The sequence below is a fragment of the Agromyces mediolanus genome (genome assembly GCF_044917495.1).
GTDB lineage: Bacteria > Actinomycetota > Actinomycetes > Actinomycetales > Microbacteriaceae > Agromyces > Agromyces mediolanus_B.
Map to the genome: position 1 here is coordinate 20,337 of NZ_JAVSSI010000003.1, position 11,760 is coordinate 32,096.

The 11,760-nt window shown below is 67.2% G+C and carries 12 protein-coding genes and 1 tRNA gene; 5 read left to right on the forward strand and 8 right to left on the reverse strand.

The window, feature by feature from the left end; genetic code table 11:
• Positions 1-18 precede the first annotated feature (18 nt).
• A complete protein-coding gene (locus tag ROT00_RS05450; RefSeq protein WP_404773003.1) occupies positions 19-630 on the reverse strand; it encodes a GNAT family N-acetyltransferase in 612 nt (203 codons plus the stop codon).
• 134 nt (positions 631-764) lie between these two features.
• Here ROT00_RS05450 and ROT00_RS05455 point away from each other — a divergent pair.
• Positions 765-841: transfer RNA gene (locus tag ROT00_RS05455), tRNA-Pro, on the forward strand.
• A gap of 178 nt (positions 842-1,019) precedes the next feature.
• Here ROT00_RS05455 and ROT00_RS05460 read toward each other — a convergent pair.
• Positions 1,020-1,538, reverse strand: coding sequence for a tyrosine-type recombinase/integrase (locus ROT00_RS05460; protein WP_404773481.1), 519 nt, complete (start codon positions 1,536-1,538; stop codon positions 1,020-1,022).
• A gap of 311 nt (positions 1,539-1,849) precedes the next feature.
• Between ROT00_RS05460 and ROT00_RS05465 the strand changes: the two genes are divergently transcribed.
• Both ROT00_RS05465 and ROT00_RS05470 read left to right on the forward strand, forming a co-directional pair.
• Positions 1,850-5,446 carry a hypothetical protein gene (locus ROT00_RS05465; protein ID WP_404773004.1) on the forward strand — a complete coding sequence of 1,199 codons (3,597 nt, stop codon included), beginning with the start codon at positions 1,850-1,852 and terminating at the stop codon, positions 5,444-5,446.
• 276 nt (positions 5,447-5,722) lie between these two features.
• Positions 5,723-6,322: a class I SAM-dependent methyltransferase gene (locus ROT00_RS05470; protein ID WP_404773006.1), complete on the forward strand. Its 600-nt coding sequence runs from the start codon at positions 5,723-5,725 to the stop codon at positions 6,320-6,322.
• Here ROT00_RS05470 and ROT00_RS05475 read toward each other — a convergent pair.
• The 3 genes from ROT00_RS05475 to ROT00_RS05485 all read right to left on the reverse strand — a co-directional run bounded on the left by ROT00_RS05475 (position 6,319) and on the right by ROT00_RS05485 (position 8,192).
• The gene (locus ROT00_RS05475) at positions 6,319-7,128 is read right to left on the reverse strand and encodes a TrmH family RNA methyltransferase (protein ID WP_404773008.1); all 810 of its coding nucleotides are present in this window, start codon (positions 7,126-7,128) and stop codon (positions 6,319-6,321) included. The two genes, ROT00_RS05470 and ROT00_RS05475, sit on opposite strands and share 4 nt — an antisense overlap.
• Positions 7,129-7,297: 169 nt before the next feature.
• Positions 7,298-7,837, reverse strand: a complete 540-nt coding sequence (locus ROT00_RS05480; RefSeq protein WP_404773009.1) for an AAA family ATPase — start codon at positions 7,835-7,837, stop codon at positions 7,298-7,300.
• Positions 7,830-8,192 carry an ArsR/SmtB family transcription factor gene (locus ROT00_RS05485; protein ID WP_404773010.1) on the reverse strand — a complete coding sequence of 121 codons (363 nt, stop codon included), beginning with the start codon at positions 8,190-8,192 and terminating at the stop codon, positions 7,830-7,832. Before ROT00_RS05485 ends, ROT00_RS05480 begins: the two co-directional genes overlap by 8 nt.
• Positions 8,193-8,208: 16 nt before the next feature.
• On the opposite strand from ROT00_RS05485, the gene ROT00_RS05490 reads away from it, so the two are divergent.
• Positions 8,209-8,691, forward strand: a complete 483-nt coding sequence (locus ROT00_RS05490) for an SRPBCC domain-containing protein (protein ID WP_404773012.1) — start codon at positions 8,209-8,211, stop codon at positions 8,689-8,691.
• Positions 8,692-8,743: 52 nt separating this feature from the next.
• Here the strand turns inward: ROT00_RS05490 and ROT00_RS05495 are convergent, their stop codons facing one another.
• Positions 8,744-9,292 carry a type 1 glutamine amidotransferase domain-containing protein gene (locus tag ROT00_RS05495; protein ID WP_404773014.1) on the reverse strand — a complete coding sequence of 183 codons (549 nt, stop codon included), beginning with the start codon at positions 9,290-9,292 and terminating at the stop codon, positions 8,744-8,746.
• A 170-nt stretch (positions 9,293-9,462) separates the two neighbouring features.
• Positions 9,463-9,822, reverse strand: a complete 360-nt coding sequence (locus ROT00_RS05500) for a DoxX family protein (RefSeq protein WP_404773015.1) — start codon at positions 9,820-9,822, stop codon at positions 9,463-9,465.
• Positions 9,823-9,964: 142 nt separating this feature from the next.
• Between ROT00_RS05500 and ROT00_RS05505 the strand changes: the two genes are divergently transcribed.
• A complete protein-coding gene (locus ROT00_RS05505) occupies positions 9,965-10,387 on the forward strand; it encodes a winged helix-turn-helix transcriptional regulator (protein ID WP_404773017.1) in 423 nt (140 codons plus the stop codon).
• 9 nt (positions 10,388-10,396) lie between these two features.
• Here the strand turns inward: ROT00_RS05505 and ROT00_RS05510 are convergent, their stop codons facing one another.
• Positions 10,397-11,722: a flavin monoamine oxidase family protein gene (locus tag ROT00_RS05510; protein ID WP_404773483.1), complete on the reverse strand. Its 1,326-nt coding sequence runs from the start codon at positions 11,720-11,722 to the stop codon at positions 10,397-10,399.
• Positions 11,723-11,760: the final 38 nt, after the last annotated feature.

Consider the following 11,760-nt stretch of genomic DNA (forward strand, 5'->3'; position numbering starts at 1 on the left):
TGCGCTGCCTGCGCTCGCTCAGAACTCGAGCTGCATGACCGCCCGCGTCGGCGACGGGCGGCCCACCTCGGCGAAGCCGGCCCCGGCGAACATCGACACCGTGCCGTGGAAGAGTTCGGCGGCGGACACCTTCGGCTTCGCCGCCGGATCGACCGCGTAGGCCTCGAGCACCCGGGCGCCGTGCTCGCGCGCGTAGACGACCGCCGCTTCGGCGAGGGCCGCGCCGACGCCGCGCCGGCGATGCGCTCGGGGGACGACGAAGCAGCTGACCGCCCACACGCTCTCGTCGGCGAGTTCAGGCTGGGCCGTGCCGGTGCGCACGAGCGTGCTGCGGGCGACGCGGGAGAGCGCCGGACGCGGTTCGACCGCGCACCAGCCGACCGGGGTATCGCCGTCGTAGGCGAGCAGCCCGGGCCCCGGCCCGTCGGCCGCGAGCTGCGCCTCGAGCCGGTCGTGGAGCGTCTCCGCGCCGACCTCGCGCCAGTCGCGGCCCGGGATCTTGTACCACTGGCACCAGCAGCTGGCCGGGTCGCCCCGGGTGCCGAACACCGCCTCGACATCGGCGAAGGGCGCCTCGTCGGCGGGGATGACGGTAAGGCTCGGATGCGTCGTCGGAATCACGGTGGCCATGTCGTCACGCTAGCGGGTGGGGCCGACGGCCGGCGATGCGACGGGCGATGCGGATGCCTCGGCCGGGTGTGCACGAAGGGGCCTCCGGAACCCGCTATGATGGTCAAGTTGCCTCGGCGGAATCGCCGGAGCATCGGGCTGTGGCGCAGCTTGGTAGCGCACTTGACTGGGGGTCAAGGGGTCGCAGGTTCAAATCCTGTCAGCCCGACCAGAAAGCCTTGATGAGAAGTAGCTTCTCATCAAGGCTTTTCTCGTCCTTCTGGGACAGTGCTTATGGGACTGCTCGTTCGCTGAAGGAATCTAGTGGGCCAAAAAGTGGAAATCTAGTGGACCAATTTTCGGACAGCAGCATGCCCGCCTCCTCGGAGAGCCGGGGTTGGCGTGCCGGATCAGAGCTGAGGGGCGGGTCCTCTAGGAGTCCCCTTTTTGCGTGTCTGCGTTGGGCTGGCGAGGAACTGGTTGGCGAGCTTCGCCGCCTCACTCAGATGCCGGTGGTCCGGATGCAGGTAGCCCTTGGTTGTCTCGATTGAGGCATGACCGAGGATGCGCTGCAGCACGTGCAACGGGACACCCGAATCGGCGAGCCAGGTCGCGCCAGTATGCCGGAGTCCGTGTCGTTTGAGGTTCTCGAGCCCGAGCCCCGTGACGAGCTGATCCCACTTGGTCGCATCTCGCACCGTGGCCGTCGTGAGCACTCCGCCGCGCGGCCCGCGGAGCAGCGGGTCCTCCGGGTTCCTACCAGCAGTGAGGCGGACGAGGATTGGTTCGAGTGCATCGAGGATCGGCACGCAGCGGGTGGCGCGACCTTTCGTCTCCTTCGTGACCAGTCCCCCTTTGCCGGGGTAGGTCTGCCGTTCGATCGTCACGATCCGATTGTTCCAGTCGATGTCTCTCCCGATGGCGCTGATCGAGAGCCTCCCGGGGGAGAGGCGACGTCGCGGTCTATCGTGAGTTTTCGGCGTTGTCGGTGGTCTCTCATAGTGTGATGGCGTGAGCCCGACTTCCCGTCTTCAGGAGTCGTATCTTGCATATGAACCTGGAGGTTGGCATGGGCCGGAGCAAAACGAGAAAGCCGAAGCGCGCCGCAACAAGGCCTACGGCACCCGCACCCGACGAACTTGCACGAATCTATTGTCGGTTTGACCATGACCAGCTGTGGGCCACATTGTTCGCGGCAGCCTCGTCCCCGTCCGCACGTCACCGGGCCACATCAATCGGCGTGGCGCTCGCCGGCAGCCTCCGCGCGAGTTCCGTTTCCAACGAGCGTTCAAGAAAGCCTCTCCCTGACGTACAGGAGCTGGTTGACACGGCGGCTGAGTCCAACGGCATCGGCGTCATGCACGAGGACTACATCTCGACCGATCCCACCAATGTCGCTACTGTCCGAGTCGATGACCAATTGCTGCGCTACGTGCCAGGCTTGGTTGAGAGACCGATAGCCGACCTTTCCCGGGCTCTGCGACTTGCCGACGCGGTAGACGACCGACTCGTACGGCGGCACAAGTTTGGGATCGCCAACGTTGTTCGAGTAGCGATCAGGTATGTGGACTACTGCCTGAACACTCTGTTGCCGGAGTGGCAGCCAGCTCCAGACATCGAACTCGGCGACGAAATCGACCTTCCAGTCAACGAGCTGGACGCCGCCAGCAGGCTCGTTTCCGCTGACCCGCTTGAGTCGCTCCAATTCGACCAAGCGGATCTGCTCGCGCTTGAATGGATGACCTCCCCGGCGGTCTCGGCAAAGTACAACCACGAAAGTCCGACGAGTCCTTTCGGGCGGACTCTGCGTTATCGCCTTTCAACCGCTGACCCGCATTATCGATGGCTGCCACCGACCTATGTCCCCGAGGTGCTTGCTCACGCGGTCACGGAACTTGTCGATGGCCTTGAACGTGATAGCCACGCCAGGCGAGCACTCCGGGCTTCCTGCATTGATGCGATCCGCGGCGCACTCTGGCGGTTTTCGAGTACCTTGATCGAGGCGCCGCCCAAAGCACCAGATGAGACGCCCCCACTGACGGGAAACGAAATCCAGTGGCTCGTTCCGGTCGACGGGCCAAACTTCATCGCGGTATCGATCCTCTTCACAGAAGACCTTCCTAGAACAGGGCCGTCGTCGCCAGCGTGCGTTGCGCTGGCAGACCGCGTCCGAGACCATGACCCGTCCGATGGCCCGATCTCGGCACAGGTCTCCGGTGGTGGCACTATCAAGTTGCTCCCCGGCGCAAGCGTCGTTCCACTTGTCGTCTTCGCAGGCACATCCCATCTGATGGCACCTCAGGTGCCTGGCCAAGCAACCCTCGCACTGGAAGACCTCACCTGGATTGCGGAGACAGCAACAGACGACGACGACCTGTATCGATTCGCCCGCGACTTGAGCTCACCAGAGTTCCCATCCAGCTTCGGCTGGGAAGCAATCAACTACTGGGAACCATGGAGGACGAATGACAAGACCTTCTTCAAAGGCGGGATCAGCCCAACACACATGTACTTTGAGGCGCACGCAGGAGAAGCCGAGTGGGAACGCGCGGTCGCTCTCTCGCGTCTAGAAGTCGCGCTTCATGGAACAGGGCTACCGCCGCTGCGGCACGCAGAGATGGCTGAAATCTCATCCGGCAACGTCGCGTCGGTATCGTTCCTTGGTCCCGAGAGCGAATACGATTATCGACAAGGAACCCACCATGCCCCCAATCGCATCGGCTGGTCCCTGCCCCTAATCACGCCTGCGATCGCAATCGTCAGGTCCGACCCGGACTGGACGGACGGCCAGGACTATCGGTTCTTGTTCGACGTGTGCGGAGGCCTCATCTTCGCCTTCGACGCAATCAGTGAGTCGTGGCGACGCGCCCACGAAGACCTCGGAACTCCCGGATACCGGCTCTGGCTTCGGACGGTTAAACGAAGCGATGAAGTGGTCGAGTTCTCATGTCCGCGGACTCGACCGGAAGGTGCTCCGCGCGCGGCTCTCTGGAGTTTCAACCTGGAGGAGTTCGTGCAGGCGGCGGACGGCAAACCCTTCGCAGCCAATGCGCTCACCGCCAACGCCCTCGAACAGCTTCTTGTATGCGGCGGCGTCGCTGCGGGTGTCGCGCAGGAGACTGCACGCGAATGGCTCACCTGCCGACCATTTCTGATACTCGAGACGAAGACCGCACGAACCACACTGAACCATCTGCCGAGGCCCTGGCAACTGAGCCCGTCCGACGAATCAGCGGAAACTGCATCCTTCGCCCGTCGCTTGCACACGACGGGCACACAACCCGGCGAGTACCGCGGGGCCGAAGCCAATGCGCTGGTCAGAACGCATCTCGCGCCCGCAGCCCTGGAACAGCTCAACGACCGAATCGCACTACATGACACCGATGCCATCGTCGCCACGGGTATGGAGCAACTCAATCGTGTCTATGACCACCTCCAGAACGAGCAAGGAAACCTAACCCGCGTTGCCCAGAATCTGAGCACGGAGTGGGATCCAGTGGCGCGCATGGCCGAGCTCGCCAGCGAGACGCTCGAATTGCGGCAGTGCAACGAGATCATCGTCGAAGCGGCGTTGAGACTGGACCCGGATGTTGAGGGTCAACAGCCTGTGACGGCTCAGAGCTGGAGTGCGCTCCTAGCTGCCGCGGATGCATATCGCACTATGACGACGTTGAGCGAGCGGCTGCATCACCGGGTTGCCCCTGCGGTCATCGAGATCAGTTCTGCATACGAGCTCACATTCAAAGACGACGAGCGCGTGACTGATGATTCATGGGTACTGGAAGGTGGATCTCTCAACACGGCGGCAGCCACCATCCGCCTTGGCCCGGCACTCGACGACGATGAGGCAGGTGCAGGAGGAATTGAGGACACCGTTGACCCAGCGATGCTGGAATCTTTCGGCGCGTCCACTTCCGATCTCTTCATAGTCTTGATGGCGCTCGCTCAATGGGATTCTTTCAACGACGGCAGAAGCATCACATTTGCCTCAGAGGGCGAGGCTCTCGACTGGGTCTTTGAAGCAGCCGGTGATCCCGAAGAAGAACAGCGGTCGCGTCTCCGGCACGCATTCCAAATGCTCACAGTGTCTTCAGGCATCCTGCGATCCAGTAGTTGGGAGCCGTGGCAAACACGGACCCGGAGACATCGTCTGCTTGTTCAACCGCTTGTAAGGCGCCCGGATGGCACCATCCTGATCGCGCCGCAGTATCTCCTGACAACCTTGAGCGTCTACAACAATCACCTGACACAAGGCGTTCTTCCCTGGACGGGCGAGGTGCCGGACAAGGTATCCAAGGCGCTTGCTGAGAGACGATCGGGGCGGAACAAGGCATTCGAGCGAACACTTGAGCGACAGCTTCAAGAAGTTGGGTTCAAGACCATCGCGCGGGTGAAGCCTGGCGACCACGCTCGCCTGGGCGTCCCGGAGCTGACAACAGAAGTGGATCTTGTGTGTGGGCGTAGCGGCGACCCGAACATCTGGCTGATCGAGGCGAAGGACCCCGCATCTGTCTACGGTTTTGCGGAGACAGCGCGCCAGATGCGGACCTTCTACAGCGACTCGGAGAACAAGGGCAGGGCTAAGCCTTGCTATGCCACTCAACTCGCGCGCAAGGAAGCAGAACTGAAGCCGTACGCTGAAGACATAGCGAAGAAGCTCGGCCTGGATCCATTGCCAGGTCAGGGCGCCTACGTGCTTCAGACACGATTCGTTACTCGCCATCTAACGCCAGCCGGCTACTGGGTCTCACGCCCATACGAGGTGCTCACGGCGTCGCAGCTCGTCGCCATTCTTGGCGGGACCGGCGAGGCCACCGCGCAAGCGAGGTCAACTTGACGTGAAAGTGGGCCAATCTAGTGGTCAACATCCCTGCAACGCATGCAAACCGTGATGCGCCCTGCAACGTATGAAACAGCGAATCCGCAGAATCCTGCCGAAACTGACCGATCCGCCCACCCGGGGTCAAGGGGTCGCAGGTTCAAATCCTGTCAGCCCGACCGACGAAGCCCTGGTGGAACGATCCGTTTCACCAGGGCTTCACTCGTTGGGCTGGGCGGTTCGCGCTGAGTGCATTCCCTCGCGCGGCCGTGCCTGCGACTACCATGAACCCCCATGGTCGAAGACGAGGTGCCCGCCGCCTACGGGGCGCGCGCGGCCGAGTACATCGAGCTCTTCGGCAGCATCGATGCAGCGGCGGAAGCCGATCGCGACGCCCTCCTCGCCTGGTCGAAGACGGTGACCGGGTCCGTCATCGACGTCGGCTGCGGGCCGGGGCAGTGGACCGCGTTCCTCGCCGGGCACGGGCTCGACATCGAGGGCATCGACCCCACGCTGGAGTTCGTCGCTGCGGCGCAGCAGCACTACCCGGCCCATCGGTTCCGGCTCGGCCGCGCGGAAGCACTCGACGTCGACGACGGTGCGCTCGGGGGCATCCTGTCGTGGTTCTCCCTCATCCATACCGACCCTGCACTGATCGATCTCGCCTTCGCGGAGTTCGCGCGGGCGCTGCGGCCCGGAGGTGCGCTCGCGCTCGGCTTCTTCGAGGGGCCCGCGCTCGAACCGTTCCCGCACGCGGTCACGACCGCCCACTATTGGCCGATCACTGAGCTCGCCGCCCGCGTCGAGGCGGCGGGGTTCACGATCGTGGACGCCCGTGCTCGCACCGATCCGGGCGTCCGGAGGCAAGGCATCATCCTCGCCTCGCTCAGTTAACCGCGCCGGCGCTGCCTGGTGGCCTCGTAGAGCGCGACCGTCGCGGCGTTCGCCGCATTCAATGAGCTGGCCGCACCGCCGATGGGGATCCGCGCGATGACGTCGCAGGCTTCACGCCATCCGCTGCTCAATCCCGCCGTCTCGTTGCCGATCACGAGCAGCGTCGGTCCGCTCAGGTCGAGCTCGGCGAGCTCGACCGCGCCGTGCTCATCCGTCCCGACGACGGTCAGCGGGGTGCCGGCGGCGCGCTGCGCCTCCACCCAGGCGATCACGGGCTGATGCGACGGCGCCCGGACGACCGGGACGGCGAACACGGATCCGGTGGAAGCGCGGACCGACTTGGGGTCGTACGGGTCCGCGCCGTGTCCGGTGACGATGAGACCCGCACCGCCGAACGCGTCGAGCGAGCGGATCACGGTGCCGATGTTCCCGGGCATGGCCGGGCGATCGAACGCCATTCCGAGGAACGACGGGTCGACGACGATGCGGGACAGCCGGTCGTCCGGCATCCCGACGACCGCCACCAGTTCGGGCTCGTCCTGCTCCTTCTCGCTCAACCGGCGCAGCAGTTCGGGCGCGATCGCCACGCGTTCGGCGTCTGCCCGGCCGAGCACCTGCGCGCCCCAGCGCGAGCGCGGCCGATCCGGATCGTAGAGGACGGCACGGATCGGCCAGCCGCGCTCGAGCGCCAGGCTGATCGGACGCACGCCCTGAACGAGGAACTCGCCGGCTCGCTGCCGCTTGCTCCGGTTCCGAAGCAGCGCCTCCCACTGCTGGAATCGCGCGTTCGGACGTGAGATCCGCACCGGGGGATGGGACGGACGATCGGTGTGGCGAGTGCGCACCCTGCTTCCCTTCGCGTTGCGGGCGCGGGCGCCCTCCGTCTCCAGCGTGGACGGCATCGGCCGTCGGCACCCGACATTCGGCGACCGATTCGATCGTCGATCGGTAGGTGCCTGCCGCGGAGACCCGCCTTCAGCCGAGTCGCATCCGCCCCGATTCCACGAGCGCGTGCACCTCCTCGGCGGTCGCCTCGGCAGCCATCCGGGAGGTGTCGAGCGCGTGCCCCTGCAGCTCGCCGAGCTCGGCGAACTGCTCCCAGAGGCCGAGGATCGGTTCGGCGTCCACGAGTGCGTCGGGTGCGGTGCGCTGCTGCGCTCGCCGCAGCGCGGTCTCGCGATCCGGGCGGAGCACGAGGTAGTGCACGGCGACGCCGGGATGCCGCGCCGCCTCGCGCCGGTAGTGGGGGAGCATCCACGGCCCGACGATGCCGTCGACGATCGTCGGGAACCCGCCCGCGGCGTACTCGAACGCCGCGGCCGCGATCGCGCCGACCACGGTCTGGTTCTGCGCGTCGGACTCCGGCAAGTACGCAGGGATCGCGCCGCGCACGATGAAGTGCCAGAAGTCGTCGGTGTGCAGGTGGACGCAGCGCTCGTAGCGTGCGGTGAGGAGCCTCGCCACGGTCGACTTGCCCGAGCCGGGCGAGCCGCTCAGGATGATGAGCTCAGTCATGCGTGCTCCGTTCGTTCGTGGCGGGGTCGAGCGGCTGCAGCCGCTCGAGCAGGTCGACCGCGGCCTGCATGTAGTCGCTGATCCAGCGGTCGTGGATGCGTTTGATCGGCAGGGGAGCGAGCGCGAGATGGCGCTCCCGGCCGACCTTGCGCCCCGTGACGAGCCCCGCGTCCTCGAGCACCCGCAGGTGCTGCAGCACGGTCGTGCGGTCGAGCTCGGGGAAGTGTGCGCACAAGGTCCCGGTCGTGAGCGGCGCCTCGCGCAGCGCGTCGAGCATGCGCCGCCGCACGGGGGCCGCGAGCGCCTTGAAGACGGCGTCGTCGTCCTCGGCGGGGGTTCCGACCTGCTGCATCATGTGATAAAAATACAACATGAATGAGGATGCTGCGCTGCACCGACTCGCCTTCACCGTGTCCGGCCGGGTCGCGAGACCATGCGCCGAGGTCTACGAGGCGGTCGCCGACCCCGAGCAGCTCTCCCGCTACTTCACGACCGGCGGCGCCCGCGGCCGGCTCGACGCCGGCGCCGAGGTCAGCTGGGACTTCGCAGACTTCCCCGGCCGGTTCCCGGTTCGCGTCGTCGAGGCCGATCCGCCGCGGCGCATCATGATCGAGTGGGATGCCGCGCCGGGCACGGCCGATGGTGACGCCACCGCGACGCGCACGACCTTCGAGTTCGAGCCCATCGACGACGACACCCGCACGCTCGTGACGATCAGCGAGGCGGCGTGGAAGCTCACCGAGGGCGGCGCGAAGCACGCCTTCGGCAACTGCGAGGGCTGGACCGGCATGCTCTCCGCCCTGAAGGCCTGGGTCGAGCACGGCATCACCCTACGCGAGGGCTTCTATCGCTGACACGCGGACGCCCCGCTGGATCGAGGATCCACCGGGGCGTCCGTGCTGCAGCTCAGGCCGTCTGGCCGGCGTGGGTGCCCTCGCCGATCTCCTCGACGACCTTCGCGTTGAAGGCGGGCAGATCGTCGGGAGTGCGGCTCGACACCAGGCCCTGGTCCACGACGACCTCCTCGTCGACCCAGTTCGCGCCGGCGTTCCTGAGGTCGGTGGCGAGGCTCGGATAGCTCGTGATCGTGCGTCCGTCGACGACGCCCGCCTCGATGAGGATCCAGGCGCCGTGGCAGATCACGCCGACCGGCTTGTGCTGCTCGAAGAAGGCGCGTGCGAAGCCGATCGAGTCCCGGTCGAGCCGCAGGTGGTCGGCGTTCACCACGCCGCCCGGCAGCACGAGCGCGTCGAACTCCTCGGCGTTCGCGGCACCGGCCTGCAGGTCGACCCGCTGCACGTGCCCCTTCTTGCCAGTGATCTCCGAGGCATCCGGCGCGACCATCGTCGCGGTCGCCCCGGCGTCCGTCACCGCCTGCCACGGGCTCGTCAGCTCGCTGTCCTCGAATCCGTCGGTGGCCAGGAAAGCCACGCGCTGTCCGCTGAGGTGCGTCATCCGTCCGTCCTTTCGGTGGTGGTCACAGTCCCACTGGGGGGATGACTCCACTCTCCGACGGACGGTCGGCAGAGGCGAGGGGGTGGCCGATGCGGGCCGAGGATGCTACGGGGCACCGGATGCCGGATGTCGGATGCCGGATGGCGAATACCGGGTGCTGTGACCCGGGCTCAGCCGAAGGCGACCCAGCCGATGCCGACGAGGAGGGCCGCGATGCCGAGCACGAGGCTCGGCGTGAACGGCTCGCGGCGCCGCACGTGCAGCGCGACGGCGACGACCATCATGATCGCGAGGGCGAACGCGGCGACGGGGGTGAGCCACGGTGCGATGCCGGTCGCGGCGGGGAGGATCAGGCCGATCGCGCCGATCACCTCGAGGATGCCGATGGTCTTCAGCTGCGGCGCGGTGACGTCCTCGACCCAGGCCATGCGCTCGTGGACGCGCTCGTACGGGGTCACCGCCTTCATCGAGCCGGCCATGGCGAAGAGCGCGGCGAGCAGGCCGGTGATGATCCAGAGGGCGATGATCATGCGAGGGACTCCCTAATAGTTACTGATCGTGTGTAACGCACGATCAGGTACTATAGCGAGTACGTCCCCGGCACTTCTCCGTGCGTCACGCACCTCGAGGTGCGTAATGGACTCAGGGGGCGCGGGCGAGGAAGGGTGGAGCATGAGCACGACGGAGCCGCGGGCACTGCGCCTCCCGCCGCTGCCCGGAGACGGCGAGGGCGCCGCCTCCTGCAGCACCGACCACCCCGCGAGCGGGGTCATCCGTGAGATCCTCGCCCGCGTGGGCGACAAGTGGAGTCTGCTCGTCATCGGCCTGCTGCACGACGGGCCGCTGCGGTTCACCGAGATCCAGCGCCGCGTCGACGGCATCTCGCACCGCATGCTCACTCAGACCCTCCGCAGCCTGCAGCGCGACGGACTCGTCTCGCGCACGAGCTACGCCGAGATCCCGCCGCGCGTCGAGTACGCCGTCACGCCGCTCGGCCGCTCGCTGTCCGAACCCGCGATCGCGCTCGCCGTCTGGGCCGCGGAGCACCACCGTGACATCCTCGACGCGCGGGCGGAGTTCGACGGCGACGAGTAGCTACCGCGTTCAGTCCGCCCAGGCCTCGGAGATCGGGATCGTCCGGCCGAGCACCCGCTCGGCGGCCCGGTGGCCGGAGTGCATCGCCGCGGGGACGGTCGCCGGGTCATCCGTCCACGTCGCCTCGCCCGCGAGGTGCAGCACCCCGCCGACGGGCGTGGCGAGCGCGTCGTGGTCGGCCGTCGTCGAGCCGAGCGTCATGTACGCGTAGGAGCCGCGAGCGAAGGGATCGTCCTGCCAGGCCGTGCGGTGCACGCCGGTCGGCTGCCCGACGCGGTCGCCGTAGAGCCGACGGAGCTGGGCGAGCACGTCCTCGACGAGCCGCTCGTCGCTCCAGGTGCGGGTCGCCTCGGCGGCGGGTCCCGCGGCGAAGGTGAGCAGGGTCGGGATGCCGTGGAGTGGCGTGAGGTCGTACCAGGAGTGCCACCAGCGCGACTCGGGTCCCTGCTGGCGGATCGCGTAGACGCCGTCGTCCCAGAACTTCGTCGGGAAGCTCAGGAAGAGCTTCTCGAAGGCGTTCATCTCGAGCTGGGCGAGGGCGCCGGCGACCGGGTGGGGGAGCGGCGGCTCGATGCGGAACTCGTCGGACTTCAGCACCCCGACGGGGACGGTCACGACGGCGGTATCCGCGGCGAAGCTCGCGTCGCCGCACCGCACCACCACGCCGCCCTTGCCCCAGCCGACGTGCGTCACCACGTGCTCGAGACGCACGTCGAGCCCCGCGGCCAGGCGGGCGGGCAGCACGTCGTAGCCGTCGGGGAAGACGACCTCGTCGCCGTCGATCGCGTCGTCGTCGAGCCCGTGCGCGGCGAGGTCCTCGATCCACGCGCCGTACTGCTCCTCGCTGCGGTGCTCCAGGTACTCGCGGACGCGGGCTGCGCGCGGCTCATCCCAGTTCTGCGCGGCGATCGCCGCCTCGGCGACGTCGCGGTACGAGGCCTGCGGCGCCGAGGCGGCGATCGTTCCGAGGAGGGCGGCGTCGACCGCCCGGATGTCGTCGGCGAACGCCCGCGCCGCATCATCGCCGAGGCGCCGCCCGTCCGGCCCGTAGTAGGCGATCGGCCGACTGTCGGGCTGGTAGCCGCCGACGGTGAACTCCACCGTGCGCATGCCGAACGCCTCGGCGGCTTCGGCGACGGGGCTGCCGGTGACGCCGTGGATCCATGACGCGCCGAGGTCGGTGCTGATGCCGTCGGCGCGGTCGGTCCGGACCCGGCCGCCGATCCGGTCCCGGGCCTCGAGCACGAGCACCCGCCGGCCCGCGCGCTGCAGAAGCCGCGCCGCGGTGAGCCCGGCCACGCCGGCACCCACCACGATCGTGTCGCACCGCTCCATCATCGACCTCCTCGTCGCCCGCCCGGTGCCGGCGCATC